This window comes from Comamonadaceae bacterium M7527, from assembly GCA_021044545.1.
Classification (GTDB): domain Bacteria; phylum Pseudomonadota; class Gammaproteobacteria; order Burkholderiales; family Burkholderiaceae_C; genus RS62.
The window spans coordinates 1,331,752-1,352,492 of sequence record CP087990.1 but is presented as its reverse complement, the minus strand read 5'-3'; the positions used below and the strand labels follow the sequence as shown (position 1 = coordinate 1,352,492).

The window sequence follows — 20,741 nt, the reverse complement described above, 5'->3', positions numbered from 1 at the left end:
TGTCATGACGTCTGGGAGTCGGCATATGCCAGTTTTGCTGCCCGTGCCAAAAGCCGGTGATTTGTTGTCCGTAAAAGGTGTGCGTTGGGGTGTGGTCGAGGCGGGTGTGCGCAAGGCCAACCGCAAAGACGTCAGCGTGTGCGCGCTGGATGCCGGCACCCTGGTTGATGCGGTGTTTACGCTGAACCGGTTTTGTGCCGCGCCAGTGCGTGTATGTCAGCAACATTTAAGCGCTGATCAAGGCATACGCGCCTTGGCCATCAACACCGGCAACGCCAACGCCGGCACGGGTCAAAGTGGTGTGCTGCATGCGCAGGCCATGGCCAGCACCGCGGCAGTGGCCTTGGGCGTCGCGCCTGAGCAGGTGCTGCCGTTTTCCACCGGTGTGATTTTGGAGCCCTTGCCCATAGAGCGCGTTACTGCGGGCATCAGGGCGGCATGTGCGGCACTAAAGCCAGATGCTTGGCTGGATGCTGCTTGCGGCATCATGACCACGGACACCCAGCCCAAAGCCATTAGCCGTCAATGCGTGGTGTCTGGTCACACCGTGACGGTAACTGGCATCGCCAAAGGTGCAGGCATGATTCGCCCCAATATGGCAACCATGCTGGGTTTTATCGCCACCGACGCAGCCATAGAGCCTGCACTTATGAAGGGTCTTGCCAAAACATTGGCCGACCAATCGTTCAACCGCGTGACTGTTGACGGCGATACATCCACCAACGACAGCTTTGTGGTGATGGCCACCGGTCAAGCAGGTCACAAGCCTGTGGGCAGTTGGGCAGATGCGCAGGCATTGCTGGATGCCTTGCGGGAAGTGGCGCAGTTTTTGGCGCACGCCATTGTGCGTGACGGCGAGGGCGCCACCAAGTTCATTACCATTCGCGTTGACAGCGGTGCCAGTACCGACGAGTGTTTGAAGGTGGCATACGCCGTGGCCCATTCGCCGCTGGTCAAAACGGCGTTTTTTGCCAGTGATCCCAATTTGGGTCGCATTTTGGCCGCCGTTGGCTACGCGGGTATTGCAGACCTAGATGTGAGCCGTGTGAATGTGTACTTGGACGAGGTGCATGTGGCGACCGACGGTGGCATACACCCCAGCTACACGGAGGCCAGCGGCGCAGCTGTGATGGCCAAACCAGAGATCACCATAGGCATTGACTTGGGTCGAGGCACTAGTTGTGACACCGTGTGGACATGTGACTTCAGCCACGACTACGTGAGCATTAACGCCGACTACCGCAGTTAACCGTTTGTATGAGCACAGACAACAATACACCTGAATTATTGAGGCAGTTGTTGCAACGCGCTGACGCGCTGTTGCTGCACTTGCAGCATGTGCAAAGCGTTGGTAGCCTGGCGCAGCCTGATTGGGCTGCTAGCGTGGCGTTTAGATACCGGCGTAGCCGTACGGGTGCAGCACAGCTGGTGCCTGTGGCCCATGTCGCACCTATTGCGCTGTCTGACTTGCAGGAAATAGACGACCAAAAAGAAAAAATACAACGCAACACGCAGCACTTTATGCGCGGTTTGCCCGCCAATAACGTGCTGCTAACCGGTGCGCGTGGCACGGGTAAGTCATCCCTGATCAAGGCGTGTTTGCATGCCTACAGCGGCCAAGGCTTGCGCCTGATAGAGGTTGACAAGGACGACTTGGTGGACTTGCCAGACATTGTCGATTTGGTGGCCCACAGGCCAGAAAAATTCATCGTGTATTGCGACGACTTGAGCTTTGAAGACGGCGACCCTGCCTACAAGGCGCTGAAGTCTATTCTGGACGGTTCGGTCTCAGCCAGTGGTGCCAACGTGTTGGTGTATGCCACCAGTAACAGACGTCATTTGTTACCTGAGTACATGAGTGACAACCTCACCTACAAACATACGCCAGACGGCGAAGTGCACCCGGGTGAGGGCGTTGAAGAAAAAATATCGTTGTCTGAGCGCTTTGGCTTGTGGGTGAGCTTTTATGCGTTTAGTCAAGATGAGTACTTGGCGGTGGCCAATCAGTGGCTGCGCCATTTTGTATCTGCAGATGTAGACTTGGAGGCGGCGCGCCCGCATGCCTTATTGTGGGCATTGGAGCGTGGCTCTCGCAGTGGTCGCGTGGCCTATCAGTTTGCCCGCGACTACGCCGCGCGCGCTGCTGATGGGTCAATCTGATACATGACACAGCAAGACAAGTCACCTGTGCTGGTGGCGGACCCACAACACAGGCGCGAACAAGCCCATGGCCAAGAGCGTGCCGTTGTTGATGTGGCTGTCGGTGTATTGCAGCGTTCCGATGGCGCTTACTTGTTGACCACGCGCCCAGCGGATAAGGCTTACGGCGGCTACTGGGAGTTTCCTGGTGGCAAGCTTGAGCCAGGTGAAACTGTTGAGCAAGCGCTTAGGCGAGAGCTGCAAGAAGAGATTGGTGTGACCATAGGACAGGCGCAGTCTATGCGCGTCGACATGGTTGACTATCCACACGCTTTGGTGCGACTGCACTTTTGCAAAGTACTGCAGTGGAGCGGTGAAATGGTGATGCGAGAGGGGCAGTCCAGTGCATGGTCCATGCTGCCGTGCGCGTTAGAGCCTGTGCTGCCAGGCACGGTACCCGTATTGGCCTGGCTGGAAACGCTGCCAGCCGATTAAATGCGTGTAGGTCTAGTGGCTAGGGTTGTTACCCGCGCTGCTTGGCTCGCCAAGCTCGCTTAGCGGGTCAGCCTCGGGTGCTGGCACGCTGTATGACTCGCTGGCCCAAGCCCCCAGGTCTATGAGCTTGCACGCTTCCCTACAGAATGGGCGGTATGGGTTGCTGGCGGCGTATATGCTGTCAAGGCCGCACGTTGGGCACTTGACCACTTGTGGCTTGAATACAGGCTGCGTTAGCTCAGGGCTGCTCATGGTGGGCTTTAACTGCTCAGACTAATGACAAAATTGACATCGTCTTTAAGGGGCTGCAAGCGACGTTGTTCGTCTGCTTTCATAAAGCGCACGGCGATGAGCAACCGGTTGCCGCTGATCTCTGGAATCAGGCCGCTGGCCTCAGGCACTTCAATGCGCAGTAATTGAAAGCTGCGCCCCTGTGACAAGGTTTGTTGGTAGTTGCCGCCGGGTGCTGTGACCGTTTTGGGTGCGGAGTTGTCACGCAGCAAACGCAGCATCAGCGTAAGGGCTTTGCGCAGAGCTACAAAGCCGTTGGACCAATCGACCAGTTGGGCCTGGCGTTTGGCCACAGGCGCGTGCAGCCAGTCGTGATAGCCGGGCAAGTCAAACTCACAGGTGCCAGCCGGTATGCCCATGCGACCGCGCAACGCCGTGAGCCATTCAGACTCGTTGAGGTGTTGTCCGGGCTTGCCTGTGATGGCCGACAAGTCCTGTTGACACCCAGACAGCTGACTGAGCAGGCCGTCCAGCATGTGGTGGTCAATGTTGGGGTTGTCTTTGTACGCTGCCAAATTGGACTTTTGTTTGTCCAAGTCTTTTAAAAGGTCACCACGCACATCAGCACGTGAGGTGATGTCCATCAGCTCAAACAGTGTTTGCAGGGCAAAGTGGTGATCGGTAGCCGTGTCTTTGGCTTGCAACTCGAATAGTCTGTCCAGCAAACGCTCTACGCGCAGGTAGGTGCGAATTTTTTCACTAAAGGGATATTCGTAAACGATCACAAAATGGCCAGCGTTGGTGGAAAAGCAGTGGGTGCGTCAGGCGCACGAGTAAGCGTGTTGAGAAACGTCAGTCCTCTATGATAGCTCCAGAAGTGCAGCACTTGAATTGACTTGTTGGCGCAAGCCGTCAAAACCAATACCTTGGTTGTACACCACCACATCAGCTGCGCGCAGTCGTTGTTCGCGACTGGCTTGGCTGGCCATGATGGCTTGCACCGCTTGTTGGCTCAGCTGGCTTCTGGCTGTCACGCGGGTCATCTGGGTTTGCTCGTCACAGTCCACTACCCATACCTTGGACAGGCTTTTGCGCCAATGGTTTGACTCAACCAGTAGCGGTATGTCGCACACCACATGCGTGATGCCTGGCTGCGCAAAGGCGGTACAGATGGCGTTGTGCATGTGCTGCTGAATGAGTGGGTGTAACAGCGCTTGCAATGTGTCTTTGGCTGATGCGTCACTGAAAATCAGCTCACGCATACTGACACGGTTCAGCGCGCCGGTCGCGTCGGCCACATGCGCACCAAAGCGTTCAACGATAGCTGGCATGGCCTGCCGCCAGCAGCGGTGAGCGCACGAGACACGGCGTCTGCGTCCACCACCACGGCGCCCAATTCGGCGAGCATGGCCGCAACGGTTGACTTGCCACTGCCAATGCCACCCGTCAGGCCCCAAAGCTGTTGACCAGCGTGGGCTTTTATGGGGTGTTTGCGATGTACGGTGTCCATGTGCGCATTGTCATACAAATGTCTATGTGACTTGCAGCACCTGGTAGGTCACGGCGCTGATCACCAAGCAAGGGCCAAAGGCAATGGCGCCAGGGTCCAGACCCATGTCAAGCGCGGTTGTGCGCGTGGCCTGGCTGGGCCTTTGGCGTTGCAGTAAACCTGCCATACAGCCCGCTAGCGAAGCACCCAGCAGCACCCACGCTAAGGCAGCCAGACCCAACCATGCCCCCAACGCGGCAAACAGTTTGATGTCACCTTGTCCCATGCCGTCTTGCCCAGTTATGCGCTTGTAAACCCACGCCACCAGTGACAAGCTGCACCATGCTGTGGCTGCAGCGCCAGCAGACTGCATGAGCGATTGGTCGATTAATTGCAGTCCAATAACTGGGGCGGCGCTGGCGGCAAGACCCACAAACAGCAACCCATAGGTGAGCACGTTGGGTAGCAAAAAATACTTGTGGTCAATGAGCAAGCAACACAATAGCGCCGCACCCCACACAGACCACAACACGACAGCAGCCAGTGGTGACGCAGCGTAGGCGTAGCCGCACCACACAAACCAAATCGCGGTAAATAGCTCAACCAGCGGGTAGCTGGCGGCAATGGGTTGGTGGCAGCAAGCACTGCGCCCCTTCAGTGCCACCCAGCTTGCAACTGGTACCAAGGCCCACCAGGGTAGTTGGCGCTTGCAGTAAGAACACTCAGAGCGTGGATTGTGGCCCACCGCGTCGCCCAGTATGCGCAGTGGCAAGCGCGTGGCCACTACATGGACAAAGCTGCCAATGCACAGACCAACAATGCCCCACAACACCAGGCCAACAACTGAAGCGGCTGCATTAAACCGTGCGTCCTAATTCGAATATGGGCCAGTACATGGCCAAGACGATAGCACCAATCAGCGCTCCCACGACCAACACGGCAACAGGCTCCAACAAGCTGGTGAATGTCTTGATTTGTTGCTCAAGCTCAGACCTGAGCATGGTGCTGATGTGCAGCAGGGCTTGCGCCATATTGCCCGTGGCTTCACCGACAGCGCATACCGTCCACAAGTTGGCCTGAAATACCCCGGCGTTTCGTAGCGCCTGACTAAGCGCCACGCCGGCGGCAACAGCGTCTTGGACGGCTTTTAGTTGGCGTTGCAAATACGTGTTGGGCAAGGTGTTGTTGGCATGGCGCAGCGTGTCTAGCAAGGGCAGACCAGTGCCTAGCAAGTGCGCGCAGCTTTGTGCCCACTGCGCCGCACCGAGTTGCCACAGCAGGGGTCCAACAACGGGCGCACCCAGCAGCCACTTGTGGGTGTTCAGCCTGAGCTGCTGATAGGTTTCGCCAGGCCGAACTTGATTGCGCACCAGCCATGTGCGCACCACCAGCCACACCACAAGTGCGCCAGCGGCCAAGGGGGCTGCATTGACGCTGAGCCAGCGCGACAACGCCAACAACAAAGCCGTTGGCCATGGCAGCGCTAGGTCTTGCTGGGCAAATTGCAATTCAAATGCAGGCACTACAAATACCAGCAAGCCCAACACAATCAGCACGCTGAACAATACCAGTACAGCGGGATAGGCCATAGCGCTGCGCACTTGGGCTTGCAAGTTGGCGCTGAACTGCAGTTGGTGAGATAAGCTGCTGAACGTTTGACCCAGTAAGCCACTGCGCTGGGCTGCAGTGAGGCTGCCGATATAGGCATCTGAGAATACCCGCCTGTGGGCATTGCATGCCTCAAAAGCCTGGGGCAGTGGCTGACCTTGTTGCAAGTGGGCGTGCAACTGCGCAACCAAGGGCGCAAGCGCTGCAGGTAGCGGTTGAATGCGCAACAAGTCCAATGCGCTGAGCACAGGCAAGCCTGCGTTGCACAAAAACGCCAATTGCTGGGTCAGCCACAGCACGTGCTTGCTGTGTGGCGGTTTGGCGGTGGTGTAGGTTCCCGCTTGCCGTGTCGATGTGATGAGCCTGGGCTCAACGCCGGCACTTGTTTGTGACTGTACGTGTACCTGAGCGGCATATACGCCCAGGCGCTGCACTGCCCGCAGAGCTTCCTGTTTGTTGTCCGCCTCCAGTTCGCCACTACACGCTTGGCCCATACGGTCGCGTGCTTGCCATGTCCAGTGCGCCATGGCCTAAGAACTGTCTAAGCCGCCCAAGGCTACATGACGGGCAGCCTCGGCCCAGCTGGTATCGCCTTGTGCAATACGCGCTAGCGCATGGTGTGCAAGACTGTTGACACCCGCTTTGGCGGCAGCGCTTGCCAAGGCGTGTTCGTTGTGACCGTCTAACAGGAACTGAGTCATGGCATCGGTGATTGGCAGCATTTGAAAAATACCCACGCGCCCCAAGTAGCCACCGATACAAGTGCATTGCGGCTGCACTTCACTGCAAGGGTCAGCTGGTTTGTAGATGTGGACCGGTATAGACAGTCCATGGGATTCAAACAGGCGACGTTGCTGTTTGTTGATGGCAATGGCTTGTTTACAGTGCGGGCACAGGCGACGTACCAGGCGCTGTGCAGTAATGAGTTGCAGGCTGGAGGCCAGGTCAACCGGTGCAATACCCATGTGGATCAGCCGTGTGATGGCTTGCGTGGCGTTGTTGGCGTGTAGTGTGGATATCACCAGGTGGCCAGTTTGCGCTGCATGTACCGCCATACTGGCGCTATTTGCGTCTCTTATTTCACCCACCACAATCACGTCCGGGTCTTGGCGCAGCAGGGCGCGCAAGGCCGATGCAAAGCCCAGGCCCAGCGCCTCATTGACCTGTACTTGGTGTACGCCGTCCAGCAGCAACTCCACAGGGTCTTCAATGGTGCACACATTAACGCTGGTCAAGTCCAGGGTTTGCAAGGCGCTGTAAATGCTGGTGGTTTTACCGCAACCTGTTGGTCCAGTCATCAGAATCAGGCCGTGTGGCACCTGCAGACCATGCTGCAAAGTGCGCAGCTGTTGTGCGTTGTAGCCCAGTGTGGACAGTGCCGCGATATCGCGGTTGCTGGCAAGCAGTCGAATAACCAGCTTCTCACCCAGCGCCGTGGGCATGGTGGCAATGCGGCAGTCGTGCGCCTGTTGGTCACTGGTGTGCGTCGTCCAGTGGCCGTCTTGGGGCAGGCGCTGCTGCGCAATGTCCATGGCCGCGCTGACCTTGATGTAAGAGCGCAGCGAGTCTTTTAGTGCCGTGTGAACGGGTGCAAGGCCCAATGTCTGGGAGCTGACCAACACGCCGTCAATGCGAAACCGAACGCCCAGGCCAGTCGCAGTGGGCTCTAGGTGTATGTCTGAGGCGCGGTGCGCTACAGCTGCGCCCAGCAGCTGCTGCCAGGTGTTGGTCGGGTTGGCTTGGCTGACAGGGTTGTGCGCTGCATGGGAGTGGTAGTCCATGTGCCCACTGTGTGAAAGGCAAGTGTTGAGGCAAATAGGGAGTTGTACCCGTAGCGGGTCTGAGACGCGGCTCTGGATCAGGTCTGCCTGTGCTCAACCTGCAGTAAGCGCCACGCCGGCGTTTCGTCAAAGGCGATATCTTTTTGCCGACTGCTCGCCTATTTGCTCAACAAGCGCATGGTGTCCTCCAGGCCTTTGAGCGTTAGTGGAAACATACGTCCGCCCATGAGCTGGTTCACCACATCAATGCTTTGCCGGTATTGCCACACGCCTTGGGGCTCAGGGTTGATCCAGGCAAACTTGGGAAAGGTGCTGGTTAGGCGTTGCAGCCACGTCGCACCCGCTTCTTCGTTGTTGTATTCCACGCTGCCGCCTGGCTGCAAAATTTCGTAGGGGCTCATGGTCGCGTCGCCCACAAATATGAGTTTGTAGTCGCGGTTGTACTTGTGCATGATGTCCCACGTTGGGAATTTCTCGGCGTAGCGGCGGCGGTTGTTTTTCCAGACGTAGTCGTACACACAGTTGTGGAAGTAATAAAACTCCAGGTGCTTGAACTCGCTTTTGGCCGCCGAGAATAATTCTTCAACCCGTGCAATGTGCTCGTCCATGGTGCCGCCCACATCCATCAACAGCAGCACTTTGACGTTGTTATGACGTTGCGGCACCAATTTGATGTCCAGGTAGCCGGCGTTGGCGGCGGTGCGTCTGATGGTGTCGGGCAGGTCCAGCTCTTCTTCAAGGCCAACGCGGGCAAATTTGCGCAAGCGCCGCAAGGCTACCTTGATGTTGCGCGTGCCCAGCTCTTGGGTGTCATCGTAGTCACGGTAGCTGCGCTGCTCCCACACTTTGACGGCGCTTTTGTTGCCGCCTTTGCCACCAATGCGTATGCCTTGGTTGTTGTAGCCACTGTTGCCAAAGGGTGACGTGCCGCCAGTGCCCACCCATTTGCTGCCGCCTTGATGGCGTTCTTGTTGTTCTTCAAGACGCTTTTTAAGGGTGTCCAGCAAATCGTCGTAGTCGATGTTGGGTGCATCGTTTTTTTGTGCTTCGGACAGCAGTTTCTCTATTTCTTGCTGCAGCCACTGTGCCGGGATAGGCTTGGTGAAGTCGGCCACCATGTCCACACCTTTGAAGTAGGCGGCAAAGGCCTTGTCAAATTTGTCGAAGTGTTTTTCGTCTTTCACCAGCACTAGGCGCGCGAGGTAGTAAAAGTCGTCCATGCTGCAGGCGGCTTCATTGGTGGGGCCTACCACGTTGGCTTGCAAGGCTTCCAACAAGGCCAGATGCTCTTTGATAGAGACCGGTAGTTTGGCGGCGCGCATGGCGTAAAAAAACTGGGTAAGCATGGCAGTTGTAGCGCTTTATCGCGGCTTGCTGAGTTGAAAGTCCAGGTGCGCCTTAACAGCGGGCCATTCCGAGGCTGTGATGCTGTACACACAGGTGTCACGCATGGTGGTGTGTGCGTCGTTGTGCATCAGCATGTGGTTGCGCAGCACACCGTCTAGCTTGGCACCCAAGCGCTCTATGCCTTTGCGGCTGGCGTGATTCATGAAGTGCGTTCTGAACTCCACCGCAATACAGTCCAATGTTTCAAAGGCGTAGGCTAATAGCAAGCGCTTACATACCGTATTGACCGCACTGCGTTGTACCGCAGCGCGGTACCAAGTGCTGCCAATCTCCACCCGGCGGTTGGCCGCATCTATGTTCATGTAGGTGGTCATGCCTACGGCTTTACCTTGCAGTGGGCCAGGTGCGTTGCAGATAACCGCAAAGGGGTTCATGCTGCCATCCGCTTGCAGGCGCAAGCGCCTGTCTATTTCGTCGGACATGCCCAAAGCTGTGGGTACGGTGGTAAACCACAGCTTGTGCAGGTCACCGTCGTCCGTGGCGGCTTGCAGGTCTTGCAGGTGCTCATGCGACAAGGGCTGCAAGCTGGCCAGGGCGTGATCCAGTGTGACCGCGTTGGCAAATGGGTTGTTAGACATGGCTGCGCTTTGGCATAGAGGTAAACCAGTCGGTGATTCAGCGGTTGCGGTTATTCATAAACACCAGTTTTTCAAACAGGGTGACGTCTTGTTCGTTTTTCAGCAGCGCGCCCACCATGGGTGGCAGGCTGATTTTGTCGTCAGTACTTTGAAGCGCAGACAGGGGGATGTCCTCTGCCACCAGCAGTTTCAACCAGTCAATCAACTCAGAGGTGCTGGGTTTTTTCTTGAGGCCAGGCAGTTTGCGAATGTCGTAAAAGGTTTTAAGTGCGGTGGCCAGCAGCTCTTTTTTGAGCGTGGGAAAGTGCACTTGCACAATTTGCTCCATGGTCTCAGCTTCTGGAAACTTGATGTAGTGAAAAAAGCAGCGGCGCAAAAACGCGTCTGGCAGCTCTTTCTCGTTGTTGGAGGTAATAAACACCAAGGGCCTGTGCGCCGCTTTAATGGTTTGGCGAGTCTCGTAGCAGTAAAACTCCATGCGGTCTAGTTCACGCAGCAAGTCGTTGGGGAACTCGATGTCGGCCTTATCTATTTCGTCAATCAGCAGCGCCACGGGCTTGTCTGCCGTAAAGGCTTGCCACAACACGCCTTGTACTATGTAGTTGTGAATGTCTTTTACGCGTTCACCACCGTCTACGTCGCCCAACTGGCTGTCGCGCAAGCGGCTCACTGCGTCGTATTCGTAAAGGCCTTGCTGGGCCTTGGTCGTGGACTTGACGTGCCATTGCAACAAAGGCATACCCAGCGCCTCGGATACCTCTTCGGCCAGCATGGTTTTGCCAGTGCCTGGCTCGCCCTTGATGAGCAAAGGGCGCTTGAGCGCCATCGCAGCGTTAACGGCCAGCATCAAGTCTGGAGTTGCAACGTAGTTGTCTGTGCCTTGGAATTTTTGAGTCATGGTGCTTTATGCGTAGTTGCGATGGGCAAAAAAGTAGCGGTAGGTGGGGTCAATACGGGTCAACCAGTGGTTGTACGGCGGTGTCAGCGCAGGCGTGCTTTACAGTCTATATAATTGCCGATTGATTTTTGACAACTAGCCATCATTCACGCCAGTGAATCAGTGAGTAAACCACTATGAACCAACTGTTAACGACTATGTTGCCCCGTTTTGTCGCCATGGCGACCCTGGCCGTAGCCAGCATCGCCAGCGCCCAGGGCGTGACAGGCGACGTCAAGGCCGGTGAGTCCAAGGCTGCCATGTGTATTGGCTGTCACGGCATCATTGGCTACCAAAACGTATTCCCTGAAGTGCACAAGGTGCCCATGATTTCCGGCCAGTCTGGCAAGTACATCGAAGCAGCTTTGAAGGCCTACAGCAAGGGCGATCGCAAGCACCCCACCATGCGCGGTATAGCTGCTCAGTTGAGCGAGCAGGACATGGCTGATCTGGGCGCTTACTATGAGCAACACGCTGCCAAGCCTGCTGCACCAGAAGTCGCAGTTGAGGCCAATGCGGCAACGGCAGCATTGTTGGCCAGGGGCGGCTGTGTGGCTTGTCACGGTGCCAACTTCAGCAAGCCACTTGATCCCAGCTACCCCAAAATTGCGGGGCAGCACGCCGACTACCTGTATGTCGCCTTGAAGGCTTACACGGTTGAGACCAATGCCAACAGCAAGCGTGGCCGCAACAACGCCATCATGGGTGGTATTGCTACCCAGTACACGCACGCGGAGCTGAAGGCCATGGCCAAGTACCTGTCTCAGTTGCCAAGCGAACTGGATGTGGTGCCGCAGTCACGCTTCCGTTAAGCGCTAGCCGCACAAAAAAACCACCCAGGCATTGCGAGGGTGGTTTTTTTTCGCCTGCAGGGTTGCCGGGTCGCTGCTATCTTGCGCTAGTCTGCGGTGGCGAGGCTGCGCACATGGTCTATGTAGGCCTGCCCATCAGGTGGGCGCCCGCTGCGCTGACTCTCCCAGACCATGCGCCCCAAGCAGGCCATGACCAAATGATGAGCCGAGTGCAGGTCGCCATGTTTGGCTGCCAACAGCTCAACGGCTTGGCGAATACCAGGCGGCTGGTCTATGGAACACTGCTCGCTGACGCTCAAGTGCATAGACAAGTGCAAGAAAGGGTTTTCGGCTTGTTCGCCTTGAACACTTGACTCGTCCAGCTTGGCCAAAGCGCCGGCCTCATCCGCAAATTCCGCAGCGTATTCTGGGTGCAGGTCCATCCACTGCGAAGCCAAAGTTTCTATGGCCTCCAGCGGCTGATTGGCCTGGTGTTTGGCGTAAGCGCCACAAAAGAAACGGCGCACATCGGCTTGGTTGGGTGCAAACATAAAGTGAAACCTGAAAAACTCAATAAGGCATTGACGCGCGGTTGACTGTGCGTTGTGTAGCGCATAGTGTAAGTTCAGCTACATTGACCAACTTCACCACGCGACTGATCACCACTTATGAGCACTATTGAAGACCAACAAGCCTATATTTGTGACGCCACGCGCACGCCCTTTGGTCGCTATGGCGGCGCATTGTCAGGCGTGCGTGCAGACGACCTGGCCGCTGTGCCGCTGCGCGCGCTAATGGCTAGAAACCCCAGCGTCGATTGGGCTGCCGTTGACGATGTGCTGATGGGCTGCGCCAATCAAGCCGGTGAAGACAACCGCAACGTGGCCCACATGGCCAGCTTGCTCGCTGGGCTGCCCATTGATGTGCCGGGTGCCACGATCAACCGCTTGTGCGGCTCGGGCCTGGACGCTGTGGGTACGGCGGCACGCGCGATTCGCGCGGGTGAGGCAGGGTTGATGTTGGCCGGTGGTGTGGAAAGTATGAGCCGCGCGCCCTTTGTAATGCCCAAAGCCACCACGGCCTTTGCGCGTAGCAATGCGGTGTTTGACACCACCATAGGCTGGCGTTTCATCAACCCGTTGATGAAGGCTCAATACGGGGTGGACAGCATGCCCGAGACGGCAGAAAACGTGGCCAAAGACTATGGCATTTCGCGTGCTGACCAAGACGCCATGGCCCTGGCCAGCCAAACGAAAGCCTTGGCCGCGCAAGCCGCTGGTTTGTTCAACGATGAGCTGTCCCCGGTGCACATCGCTCAGCGCAAAGGCGATGATGTGGTGGTGAGTGTGGACGAACACCCTCGCGCAACCACGCCTGATTCATTGGCCAGGTTAAAACCAGTGGTGTTTGACGGCGGCACCGTGACCGCGGGCAACGCCAGTGGCGTCAACGATGGTGCCTGTGCCTTGCTGCTGGCCAGCAGCGCACAAGCCAAAGCCCAGGGTCTCACGCCTAAAGCGCGTGTGGTGGCCATGGCCACAGCAGGTGTTGCGCCGCGCATCATGGGTATGGGCCCAGTACCAGCGACGCGCAAGGTGTTGACTTTGGCGGGCCTGAGTTTGGCCGATATGGACGTGATTGAACTCAATGAGGCCTTCGCCGCGCAAGGCTTGGCCGTGTTGCGCAGCTTGGGCGTGGCTGACAACGACCCACGTGTGAACCCCAACGGTGGCGCGATAGCCCTGGGCCATCCCCTTGGTGCCAGCGGCGCGCGCTTGGTCACGACTGCCATGTATCAATTGCATCGCACAGGGGGGCGCTACGCCTTGTGCACCATGTGCATTGGTGTGGGTCAAGGCATTGCGCTGGTGATAGAACGCGTGTGATTACTGATCCAGTATTTTACGCTGCCGCTGTGCCGGCGGTGCTGCTCATGGGCTTGAGCAAAAGCGGTTTTGGTTCGGGCTTTGGCAGCCTGGCCGTGCCCATCATGGCGCTGGCTGTATCGGTGCCGCAAGCCGCGGCGATCTTTATTCCCATTTTGCTGCTGATGGATGTGCTGGGACTGGCGGCTTTTCGCAAGCACTTTCAATGGCCTTTGCTCAAGTTTTTAGTGCCTTTGGGCTTGGTGGGTACGGTGGTGGGTACGTTTACGTTTAAGCACTTGTCAGCGCCTGCGGTGTCGGTGATTGTGGGCGCGCTGACCCTGGTGTTTCTGGCGCAACGTTTGTACGCCCAACGCCGCAGCGCGCAGCCCAGGCCTTTGCCTAAGCTTGTTGGTGGCATGCTGGCCATTGTCTCGGGCTTTACCAGCTTTGTGTCGCACGCCGGTGGCCCGCCTATCAACGCCTATGTCATGGGCTTGCGCCAGGCGCCTGTGCAGTTCACGGCTACCATGGCCGTGTTTTTCTTTGTCATCAACCTGAGCAAGTGGCTGCCTTACAGCTATCTGGGTTTGTTGAGTTGGGACAACATCAGCACGTCCTTGGCACTGCTGCCATTGGCGCCCATTGGTGTGTGGGTAGGTGTGAGAATTGCGCACCGCATTCAACCCGACATCTTTTACCGTCTCATTGAGGTGGGTATGCTTCTTACAGGTCTGAAACTGCTGGCCGAGTGGCGCTGGCTATAAACAATGCGTGGGGACTAAACACTATGCGACGATTTGAACAACTGAGTGATGTAGCCGCCTGTGTGGGCCAGGACGTCGCCGTGAGCGATTGGGTGCTGATAGACCAAGCCATGATCAATACCTTTGCCGATGCCACTGGCGACCACCAGTGGATTCACGTTGATCCGGTGCGTGCAGCCAAAGGACCATTTGGCGCACCAGTGGCGCATGGGTTTTTAACGCTGTCTTTGTTGCCCAAGTTTTTTGACACCACGTTTGACATTGCTGCCAGCTCAATGGGCGTGAATTACGGTCTGAACCGTGTGCGTTTTATGTCCCCCGTACCCGCCAACAGCCGTGTGCGTGGCCATATGCACTTGCTCGCCAGTGAGCCTGTGGCGGGTGATGGCTTGCAACTGACATGGCGCGTGACCGTTGAGATAGAGGGGGTGGACAAGCCCGCCTGTGTGGCTGAGTCAGTGGTACGCCGCTACCCTTGAGTGAAGGCTTTGCCAGCCAAACCTTGGCGCACACGGTAGACCAAGGCCTGGCGGTCGAAGGGCTTTGTGATCACGTCGTTCATGCCCGCGTTCAAACACCTTGACTTCACGTCGGGTGTCACGTCTGCTGTAAGACCAATGATGACTGTGCTGAGGTCTGTGGTGCGTATCTCAGCGGTTGTTTCTATGCCGTCTTTGTCTGGCATGACCACGTCCATCAAAATCAAATCAACAGAGCCTGTACCCAAGGCCTCTAGCGCGGTTTGAGCGTTGCCCGCCTCGGTGATTTTCAAATCGGGCAAGTCGTTAAGAAGCAGCTGTTTTGCAACCAAGCGGTTGACGAGGCTGTCGTCAACAATGAGTACATGCCCACCCACCGTCTCGCCACTTGCAAAGGACTTGTAGGCGTGCTGCTGCTCATTTCGCGATGGTGGCTCGCACTCTATCAGTGGCAATTCAAACCAAAAGGTAGTGCCCACACCCAGCTCGCTGTCAACGCCAATATGGCCTTGTTGCAGCTCTACGAGTTGGCGACAAATGGACAGTCCCAAGCCTGTGCCGCCGTAAGCCCGACGCGTGCGATTGGTGATGTCTGAGAACCGGTCAAACACGCGTTCAAGGTGGGCTTTGTCTATGCCGCGGCCCGTGTCGCGCACCTCAAACCTCAGCGTGCGGTGTGGTGTTGCGCACACCACCATGTGCACATGGCCTTGGCTGGTGAACTTGGCAGCGTTACCCAACAAGTTGATCAGCACTTGTGACAAACGGTCTGCGTCAAGCATGACCCATTGGTGGACTTGTGGTTTTATGTCGACCTGAAAATCAATACCGCGCTCGTCTAGCTGTGGCTTAAAGCTGCGGCTGATGTTGTGCACTTGCTTGTGCAGGTCCAGTTTGCGCGCTTCTATCTTCAGTTTGCCCGCGCGCATTTGAGATAGATCCAGCAAGTCGTTGATGATGGTCATCAAGTGCTTGGCAGAATGGTCCATATAGCCCAGCATTTCAACGGTTTGCGCATCTTCGTTGGGGCGTCGCTCTATGGCTTGCAAAAAACCAATGATGGCATTCATGGGCGTGCGCAGCTCGTGGCTGACCGATGCCAAAAAGTCGTCTTTTTGCATTTGCTCGTCCAGCAAATCGTCTCTCACACGCTTGAGCTCAACGTTTTTGGCGTTCAAGTCTGTGACCAAGCCGTTGTGCATGTTGTGGTACAGCAGCGGCAATATGGACACGGATAAGGCCAAACCGGTAAACACCATGACGGCCCACAAGGTGTGGCCCTCGCTAAAGACAAGGTCTGGCAGCATGTGCTGACTTTGCGCCCACCCCAGTGCAGAAACCGTAACAACGCTGAGCGCCACCATGACAGCCATGGCCCGCACACCCAACACAAACAAGGCAGGCAAGGGCAGCACGATGTACCACGTGAGTACAGGCGACCAAATGCCGCCATGCGCCGCAATATTGATGGTGATGTCTATGTAGCCAACGGCTAGCAATATCCAAACGCTGAGTGGGCGGCTGATCCAGTCTTGACCTCTGGCAGCCGCTGTTATCAGCAGCACTGTGGTGACAGCGATGTTGGACAGCAAGCCCAATGTGCTGACACTGACCAACGCAAACCATGCGGCATTGGCTGCAGACAACAACAAAAACAGTTGACTGACTGTGTCTACATCACCACGGCGCAGCCGTTGCTGCCACGAACCCTGTGGGTAGCTGGCGTTTAGCAGCGTGGGCTGTTCATCAGTGTGTGGGGGGCGGCTTGGGTTGGGCGCATTCATGGGTATGTAGGCACTTCGGCTTTGCGTGCAGCAGTATCAAATACGGCGTAAGCCTGGCGCAGGCGCCTGGTGACTGTAGTTGAATTTATCACGGCATGCCCACAAAGCCGCTTTGTCGCCATGCCTCATAGCCCACCACGGCCACGGCGTTGGACAAGTTCAGGCTGCGCTGCCCGGCCAGCATGGGCAGGCGCAGCCATTGCCCGGCTGGGATGGCGCCGCGTATGTGTTCTGGTAAGCCGCTGGTCTCTGAGCCAAATACCAGGTAGCTACCGGGCGCAAATGCGGTGTCGAACACGCTTGTTTGCCCCTTGGTGGTGAGGGCGTAGCACTGGGCTGGCGTGATGGCTTGCTGTTGCAAAAAAGCCTCCCAACTGGCGTGGCGCAGCAGGTTGGCGTATTCGTGGTAGTCCAAGCCTGCGCGGCGCAGTTGCTTGTCGTCCATGGAAAAACCCAGTGGTTCTATCAGGTGCAGTTGCCAGCCCGTGTTGGCACAAAGGCGTATGACGTTGCCAGTGTTGGGCGGAATTTCGGGGTGTACGAGAACGATGTGTTGCATGACGTGCGCCAATTGAGAGCCGCTGAAAAACCAAGGTGACCAAAGTGGTCAGTGCTCATTATGTGCGTGCACAGCAGGTGTTCTTGCCAATACACAAACGTGCAAACTTGCGGGCTTAGCCTGTTGCACCACACTGGCCAGCGCCATGAGGGTGGCGCCTGTTGTGTAGACGTCGTCAACCAGCAGCACATGCTTGGCGCGCAGGCCTGCTGCACCTTGCTGACTCAGTGCAAATACGCTGCCCAGGTTACGCAAACGCTGGGCCCTGCCCAGACCCATTTGGCTGGCAAGTTGTTGGCTGCGTGTGGCGAACGCTTTAGACCGATGCCAATGGTGCGCGCCAGCGCAGTCGCTGAGCCGATTGGCCAGTTGGTCCAGTAGCAAATGGGTTTGGTTAAAGCCGCGCGTGCCCAGTTTGTGCCGGGCAATAGGCACGCCAAGCCACACATCGGCCTGGCGCAGCGTGGCATTGCAATTGGGTGAGTTTGCTATCAGCCCAGCCAGTGGTCTCGCCAGGGCTGTGTGACGCTGGTACTTGAACTGTGCAATGAGACTGGCCCACGGAAAAGCGTAGTCCACCGCTGCGTGGGCGCTTTGCCAAGCTGGGGGCGAGGTGCTGCACGCGGCGCAACGGTAAATGCCAACGGTGTTGGCGCTATCAGCCCCTGTGGGTGCCACGGTCGCGCACTGTATGCAACGCCGCCTAGCAGCTACAAAGGTGGTTTCGCAGCGTGCGCACCAAACCCTGTTGTTGGGACTGCTTGCAAACCACAAGCCGCACACGTGGCACAGCGCTGGCAAGCGCACGGGCTGGCGCGCCAACCATGACCGCATTGTGGAAGACATGCGACCAATATACTGGCGGCTCCCTATTAAAGCCATACATGTAAAGCCACGCCTCATGTCCGACGAGACCAACCCCAGCCTAGATGAGCACGCCGCGCAGCGTTTTACGACCTTGCCGCGTAAAGCCTCACCGTGGCTGAACGAGGAAATCGCGCAGCGCATGCATGCGCGCCTGAATTGGATGACCAAGCCGCCCAAGCGTTGGGCGCACTGGTTGCCCAGCTGGGGTGGCTTGCGCGCGCACGATGCGATCAAAGACTTGCTGGCCAAAGCCAATGGCCGGGGTGCTGTGCAGACATTTATTGCCACGCCAAGTCAAACACCTGTGCCAAAGTCCTGGCTCAGGTCTGCGCTGGACGCGGCTTGGCAGGCGGTGAGCGGGGCAGACCAAGTCTGGCGTGACACAGATGAGCGCCTGGATATGGTGTGGGCCAATATGGTGCTGCACAGCAGGCGCAACCCATGGCGTTGCTGAAACAGTGGTTGGGCATGCTGCAAGTCAATGGCATGGTGCTGTTTTCTGCGCTGGGGCCAGACACACTGCGTGAGCTGCGCCATGTCTACGCTCTGATGGGCTGGGCACAACCTACGCATTTGTTCACCGACATGCACGATTGGGGTGACATGTTGGTGCAATGCGGCTTTGCAGAGCCGGTGATGGACATGGAAACCCTAACCATCACCTACACCAACCTGGACAAATTATTGGCTGACTTGCGCGAGTGCGGGCGCAACCTCCACATTGCGCGTACGCCGCATTGCTTGGGCAGGGGCTGGCAGCAGCAACTGCGCACAGCCCTTGAGCAACACCTGCCTCGTGATGCCCAAGGCAACTACGTTTTGAGTGTGGAAATCATCTACGGCCATGCGTTGCGTCCAGAACCCAAGGCTTTGATGCAAACGCAAACCAATGTGCCGCTGGCTGATATGCAGCGCATGCTACGTAAGTCAAAAGACTAACTATTACGACGCTTTGGCGAGGCTGCCCCAGTAATGCTTGGGTCGCTACACAGGAGCTTGACCAAGCTGCATGGGTAAATAGCCCGGTCGTGGCATACCAAGGGTTTTCACCACGCTACAATCGCAGGTTGCCGAACGTTGGGGGACGCCATGTGCGTTCTCTGCTGACGGGCGCGTGTGGTCTATGGTGGCAACACGTTGCGCACTATATGAGGCCAAGAGATGCATACGTCGTCTGTTCGTTCGTTTCGTTTTGCCCGTCCTGTCGATGGTGTCATCGGTTGGTCGTTCAAGCGCAATTGCTCGATCACGCCGTCGCAGCTGCTGCAGGTATTCATCATGCTCAGTGTGGTGTCGCTGGGGGTTGCAAGCCTTTTTTGGTTTCAGGGTGCCGTGTGGGTGCTGCCGTTTGCGTTTGTTGAGATAACTGTGCTGGCTATTGCGTTTGTGGTGTATGCCCGCCACGCAACCGACGCTGAGCTGGCCAGGTTGGAAGGCGACTGGCTGGTGGTGCAGCTGGAAACGGCTGGCAAGGTGGAGCAGATGCGCTTCCCGCGAGCATCGGTTCGTGTGGAGCCCTTGCAAGACGAGGCCAATTTGATTGAACTGACCGCCAGAGACATGCGTTTGTGTTTTGGTCGTCATGTGCGGGCAGAGTGGCGGCCGTTGGTGGCCCAGGAGATGCGTTTGGCGTTGCGGGGCATGTGAATGTCCTGCAGCGCTGAGGTAATTGAGAGAAAGTCTTTAAAGCAGGCTGAAATTTTGGTGTAATTCAGGCTTGATGTGAATCAAGACTTATATTTGAGGCGAAATAACAAGTGAGCACAACAATGACTCTGGGTAATGTTCCCAACAAGCCAATGGCCTTAGCAGCCCGCGTGTCAGCTGGTGTGGCTGCTGTTGCAGCAACTGCAGCCCATGCGGTGAACGACTTGCCAGGTGGCCCAGCGGTAAACCAGCTGAACTTGCACCCAGCGGTCACACAAATTGCGGCTGAGCAGCACTGGTTGCACTGGTTTATGTTGATCATCTGTACGGTCATCTTCCTGGCCGTGTTTGGTGTGATGTTCTATTCGATTTTGAAGCACCGTCGCTCAGTGGGTCACAAGGCCCAGGAGTTGCCAGAACCAATCTGGGTTGAGCTGGGTTGGACCATAGTGCCCTTCCTGATCGTCATTGGCATGGCCTTGCCAGCGACCAAAGTCTTGGTAGCCATGAAGGACACCACCAACGCTGACCTCACAGTGAAGGCCACTGGCATGCAGTGGAAGTGGGGCTATGACTACGTTAGCGGCGAAGGTGAAGGCATCAGCTTTTTGTCAGCCCTGGACGCCAGCCACCGCGCGCTGTCTGACAGCGGCGATGTTGCCAACGCCCCGGATGACTACCTGCTGAAGGTTGACAATCCATTGGTGGTGCCAGTGGGCCAAAAAATTCGCGTGATCACCACGGCCAACGATGTCATCCACTCATGGATGGTGCCGGCATTTGGTGTGAAGCAAGACGCCATTCCAGGCTTCGTGCGTGACACATGGTTCCGTGCTGAAAAGGAAGGCTTGTACTACGGTCAGTGCGCCGAGTTGTGCGGCAAAGAGCACGCCTACATGCCCATCAACGTAAAAGTGGTCGCTGCCAAGGAATACACCGCTTGGGTTGATGAGCAGAAAGCCATCATGGCGGCTTTGGCCGATGATCCCAGCAAGGTCTGGGAGCGCGACGCATTGGTGGCGCGCGGCAAAGAGGTTTACGGTACCAACTGTGCGGCTTGTCACCAGGCCAACGGCAAAGGCGCAGGTCCTATCAAGGCACTTGACGGCTCAGCTGTTGTACTCAACAGCGACCACACAGAAGTTATTGCTTCGCTGCTGAATGGTCGCTTGAACGGTGCCATGCCTGCTTGGAAGCAGCTGAGTGACACCGAAATCGCCGCTGTTATCACCTACACCATGAACAGCTGGTCCAACCAGTCAGGTGACTTGGTACAGCCGTCTGCTGTACAAGCTGCCCGTAACCAATAACCCCCAG

23 protein-coding genes and 1 pseudogene are annotated in these 20,741 nt (G+C 56.9%); 11 read left to right on the top strand and 13 right to left on the bottom strand.

Annotation, left to right across the window (positions count from 1 at the left end):
* The first annotated feature begins 25 nt into the window (after window positions 1–25).
* The 3 genes from argJ to LN050_06605 are packed head-to-tail and all read left to right on the top strand — an operon-like array spanning window position 26 to window position 2,634.
* Window positions 26–1,249: a bifunctional glutamate N-acetyltransferase/amino-acid acetyltransferase ArgJ gene (gene argJ, locus LN050_06615; protein UFS55522.1), complete on the top strand. Its 1,224-nt coding sequence runs from the start codon at window positions 26–28 to the stop codon at window positions 1,247–1,249.
* A gap of 8 nt (window positions 1,250–1,257) precedes the next feature.
* Window positions 1,258–2,160, top strand: a complete 903-nt coding sequence (locus LN050_06610) for an ATP-binding protein (protein ID UFS55521.1) — start codon at window positions 1,258–1,260, stop codon at window positions 2,158–2,160.
* A gap of 3 nt (window positions 2,161–2,163) precedes the next feature.
* Window positions 2,164–2,634 (top strand): NUDIX domain-containing protein, encoded by a 471-nt coding sequence (locus tag LN050_06605; GenBank protein ID UFS55520.1) that lies wholly within the window; start codon window positions 2,164–2,166, stop codon window positions 2,632–2,634.
* Window positions 2,635–2,646: 12 nt separating this feature from the next.
* Here the strand turns inward: LN050_06605 and LN050_06600 are convergent, their stop codons facing one another.
* From LN050_06600 to LN050_06560, 9 genes and pseudogenes are all read right to left on the bottom strand, one after another.
* A complete protein-coding gene (locus tag LN050_06600; protein UFS55519.1) occupies window positions 2,647–2,886 on the bottom strand; it encodes a DNA gyrase inhibitor YacG in 240 nt (79 codons plus the stop codon).
* Between the two features lie 8 nt (window positions 2,887–2,894).
* A complete protein-coding gene (gene zapD / locus LN050_06595; GenBank protein ID UFS55518.1) occupies window positions 2,895–3,650 on the bottom strand; it encodes a cell division protein ZapD in 756 nt (251 codons plus the stop codon).
* A gap of 75 nt (window positions 3,651–3,725) precedes the next feature.
* A pseudogene (gene coaE / locus LN050_06590) lies at window positions 3,726–4,375 on the bottom strand (dephospho-CoA kinase).
* Between the two features lie 22 nt (window positions 4,376–4,397).
* On the bottom strand, window positions 4,398–5,186 hold the full coding sequence (locus LN050_06585; GenBank protein ID UFS55517.1) for a prepilin peptidase: 789 nt from the start codon (window positions 5,184–5,186) through the stop codon (window positions 4,398–4,400).
* A gap of 25 nt (window positions 5,187–5,211) precedes the next feature.
* Window positions 5,212–6,489: a type II secretion system F family protein gene (locus LN050_06580; protein UFS55516.1), complete on the bottom strand. Its 1,278-nt coding sequence runs from the start codon at window positions 6,487–6,489 to the stop codon at window positions 5,212–5,214.
* A gap of 3 nt (window positions 6,490–6,492) precedes the next feature.
* On the bottom strand, window positions 6,493–7,743 hold the full coding sequence (locus tag LN050_06575) for a GspE/PulE family protein (protein ID UFS55515.1): 1,251 nt from the start codon (window positions 7,741–7,743) through the stop codon (window positions 6,493–6,495).
* A gap of 158 nt (window positions 7,744–7,901) precedes the next feature.
* The gene (locus tag LN050_06570; GenBank protein ID UFS55514.1) at window positions 7,902–9,089 is read right to left on the bottom strand and encodes a hypothetical protein; all 1,188 of its coding nucleotides are present in this window, start codon (window positions 9,087–9,089) and stop codon (window positions 7,902–7,904) included.
* Between the two features lie 15 nt (window positions 9,090–9,104).
* Window positions 9,105–9,728, bottom strand: coding sequence for a GNAT family N-acetyltransferase (locus tag LN050_06565; protein UFS55513.1), 624 nt, complete (start codon window positions 9,726–9,728; stop codon window positions 9,105–9,107).
* A 37-nt stretch (window positions 9,729–9,765) separates the two neighbouring features.
* Complete coding sequence (locus LN050_06560) at window positions 9,766–10,626, bottom strand: MoxR family ATPase (protein UFS55512.1); 861 nt, start codon at window positions 10,624–10,626, stop codon at window positions 9,766–9,768.
* A 176-nt stretch (window positions 10,627–10,802) separates the two neighbouring features.
* On the opposite strand from LN050_06560, the gene LN050_06555 reads away from it, so the two are divergent.
* Entirely contained in the window at window positions 10,803–11,477 is a 675-nt protein-coding gene (locus LN050_06555) for a cytochrome c4 (GenBank protein ID UFS55511.1), read from the top strand.
* A gap of 86 nt (window positions 11,478–11,563) precedes the next feature.
* On the opposite strand, the gene LN050_06550 is transcribed toward LN050_06555, so the two are convergent.
* The gene (locus tag LN050_06550; GenBank protein UFS55510.1) at window positions 11,564–12,007 is read right to left on the bottom strand and encodes a DUF1841 family protein; all 444 of its coding nucleotides are present in this window, start codon (window positions 12,005–12,007) and stop codon (window positions 11,564–11,566) included.
* A gap of 117 nt (window positions 12,008–12,124) precedes the next feature.
* On the opposite strand from LN050_06550, the gene pcaF reads away from it, so the two are divergent.
* The 3 genes from pcaF to LN050_06535 are packed head-to-tail and all read left to right on the top strand — an operon-like array spanning window position 12,125 to window position 14,567.
* Window positions 12,125–13,342: a 3-oxoadipyl-CoA thiolase gene (gene pcaF / locus LN050_06545; protein ID UFS55509.1), complete on the top strand. Its 1,218-nt coding sequence runs from the start codon at window positions 12,125–12,127 to the stop codon at window positions 13,340–13,342.
* 47 nt (window positions 13,343–13,389) lie between these two features.
* Window positions 13,390–14,088, top strand: a complete 699-nt coding sequence (locus LN050_06540; GenBank protein UFS57346.1) for a sulfite exporter TauE/SafE family protein — start codon at window positions 13,390–13,392, stop codon at window positions 14,086–14,088.
* A 23-nt stretch (window positions 14,089–14,111) separates the two neighbouring features.
* Complete coding sequence (locus tag LN050_06535; protein UFS55508.1) at window positions 14,112–14,567, top strand: MaoC family dehydratase; 456 nt, start codon at window positions 14,112–14,114, stop codon at window positions 14,565–14,567.
* Here the strand turns inward: LN050_06535 and LN050_06530 are convergent.
* The 3 genes from LN050_06530 to LN050_06520 all read right to left on the bottom strand — a co-directional run bounded on the left by LN050_06530 (window position 14,558) and on the right by LN050_06520 (window position 17,588).
* Window positions 14,558–16,351, bottom strand: a complete 1,794-nt coding sequence (locus LN050_06530) for an ATP-binding protein (protein UFS55507.1) — start codon at window positions 16,349–16,351, stop codon at window positions 14,558–14,560. The genes LN050_06535 and LN050_06530 overlap by 10 nt on opposite strands.
* An 88-nt stretch (window positions 16,352–16,439) precedes the next feature.
* Entirely contained in the window at window positions 16,440–16,910 is a 471-nt protein-coding gene (trmL, locus tag LN050_06525) for a tRNA (uridine(34)/cytosine(34)/5-carboxymethylaminomethyluridine(34)-2'-O)-methyltransferase TrmL (GenBank protein ID UFS55506.1), read from the bottom strand.
* 48 nt (window positions 16,911–16,958) lie between these two features.
* Window positions 16,959–17,588: a ComF family protein gene (locus tag LN050_06520; GenBank protein UFS55505.1), complete on the bottom strand. Its 630-nt coding sequence runs from the start codon at window positions 17,586–17,588 to the stop codon at window positions 16,959–16,961.
* Between the two features lie 223 nt (window positions 17,589–17,811).
* Here LN050_06520 and LN050_06515 point away from each other — a divergent pair, with 223 nt between their 5' ends.
* The 4 genes from LN050_06515 (at window position 17,812) to coxB (ending at window position 20,734) form a co-directional block, all read left to right on the top strand.
* Window positions 17,812–18,231 (top strand): hypothetical protein, encoded by a 420-nt coding sequence (locus tag LN050_06515; GenBank protein UFS55504.1) that lies wholly within the window; start codon window positions 17,812–17,814, stop codon window positions 18,229–18,231.
* Window positions 18,219–18,716 (top strand): hypothetical protein, encoded by a 498-nt coding sequence (locus LN050_06510; protein UFS55503.1) that lies wholly within the window; start codon window positions 18,219–18,221, stop codon window positions 18,714–18,716. The genes LN050_06515 and LN050_06510 overlap by 13 nt, the downstream gene beginning before the upstream one ends.
* Before the next feature lie 222 nt (window positions 18,717–18,938).
* Window positions 18,939–19,424 (top strand): DUF2244 domain-containing protein, encoded by a 486-nt coding sequence (locus tag LN050_06505; protein UFS55502.1) that lies wholly within the window; start codon window positions 18,939–18,941, stop codon window positions 19,422–19,424.
* A gap of 152 nt (window positions 19,425–19,576) precedes the next feature.
* Window positions 19,577–20,734: a cytochrome c oxidase subunit II gene (gene coxB, locus LN050_06500; GenBank protein UFS57345.1), complete on the top strand. Its 1,158-nt coding sequence runs from the start codon at window positions 19,577–19,579 to the stop codon at window positions 20,732–20,734.
* Window positions 20,735–20,741: the final 7 nt, after the last annotated feature.

Bases quoted from the DNA above. Each gene is read 5' to 3' on its own strand.
- argJ (UFS55522.1), top strand. From the start codon at position 26: ATGCCAGTTTTGCTGCCCGTGCCAAAAGCCGGTGATTTGTTGTCCGTA.
- LN050_06610 (UFS55521.1), top strand. From the start codon at position 1,258: ATGAGCACAGACAACAATACACCTGAATTATTGAGGCAGTTGTTGCAA.
- LN050_06605 (UFS55520.1), top strand. From the start codon at position 2,164: ATGACACAGCAAGACAAGTCACCTGTGCTGGTGGCGGACCCACAACAC.
- LN050_06600 (UFS55519.1), bottom strand. From the start codon at position 2,886: ATGAGCAGCCCTGAGCTAACGCAGCCTGTATTCAAGCCACAAGTGGTC.
- LN050_06580 (UFS55516.1), bottom strand. From the start codon at position 6,489: ATGGCGCACTGGACATGGCAAGCACGCGACCGTATGGGCCAAGCGTGT.
- LN050_06575 (UFS55515.1), bottom strand. From the start codon at position 7,743: ATGGACTACCACTCCCATGCAGCGCACAACCCTGTCAGCCAAGCCAAC.
- LN050_06570 (UFS55514.1), bottom strand. From the start codon at position 9,089: ATGCTTACCCAGTTTTTTTACGCCATGCGCGCCGCCAAACTACCGGTC.
- LN050_06565 (UFS55513.1), bottom strand. From the start codon at position 9,728: ATGTCTAACAACCCATTTGCCAACGCGGTCACACTGGATCACGCCCTG.
- LN050_06560 (UFS55512.1), bottom strand. From the start codon at position 10,626: ATGACTCAAAAATTCCAAGGCACAGACAACTACGTTGCAACTCCAGAC.
- LN050_06555 (UFS55511.1), top strand. From the start codon at position 10,803: ATGAACCAACTGTTAACGACTATGTTGCCCCGTTTTGTCGCCATGGCG.
- LN050_06550 (UFS55510.1), bottom strand. From the start codon at position 12,007: ATGTTTGCACCCAACCAAGCCGATGTGCGCCGTTTCTTTTGTGGCGCT.
- pcaF (UFS55509.1), top strand. From the start codon at position 12,125: ATGAGCACTATTGAAGACCAACAAGCCTATATTTGTGACGCCACGCGC.
- LN050_06540 (UFS57346.1), top strand. From the start codon at position 13,390: ATGGGCTTGAGCAAAAGCGGTTTTGGTTCGGGCTTTGGCAGCCTGGCC.
- LN050_06535 (UFS55508.1), top strand. From the start codon at position 14,112: ATGCGACGATTTGAACAACTGAGTGATGTAGCCGCCTGTGTGGGCCAG.
- LN050_06530 (UFS55507.1), bottom strand. From the start codon at position 16,351: ATGAATGCGCCCAACCCAAGCCGCCCCCCACACACTGATGAACAGCCC.
- trmL (UFS55506.1), bottom strand. From the start codon at position 16,910: ATGCAACACATCGTTCTCGTACACCCCGAAATTCCGCCCAACACTGGC.
- LN050_06515 (UFS55504.1), top strand. From the start codon at position 17,812: ATGTCCGACGAGACCAACCCCAGCCTAGATGAGCACGCCGCGCAGCGT.
- LN050_06510 (UFS55503.1), top strand. From the start codon at position 18,219: ATGGCGTTGCTGAAACAGTGGTTGGGCATGCTGCAAGTCAATGGCATG.
- LN050_06505 (UFS55502.1), top strand. From the start codon at position 18,939: ATGCATACGTCGTCTGTTCGTTCGTTTCGTTTTGCCCGTCCTGTCGAT.
- coxB (UFS57345.1), top strand. From the start codon at position 19,577: ATGGCCTTAGCAGCCCGCGTGTCAGCTGGTGTGGCTGCTGTTGCAGCA.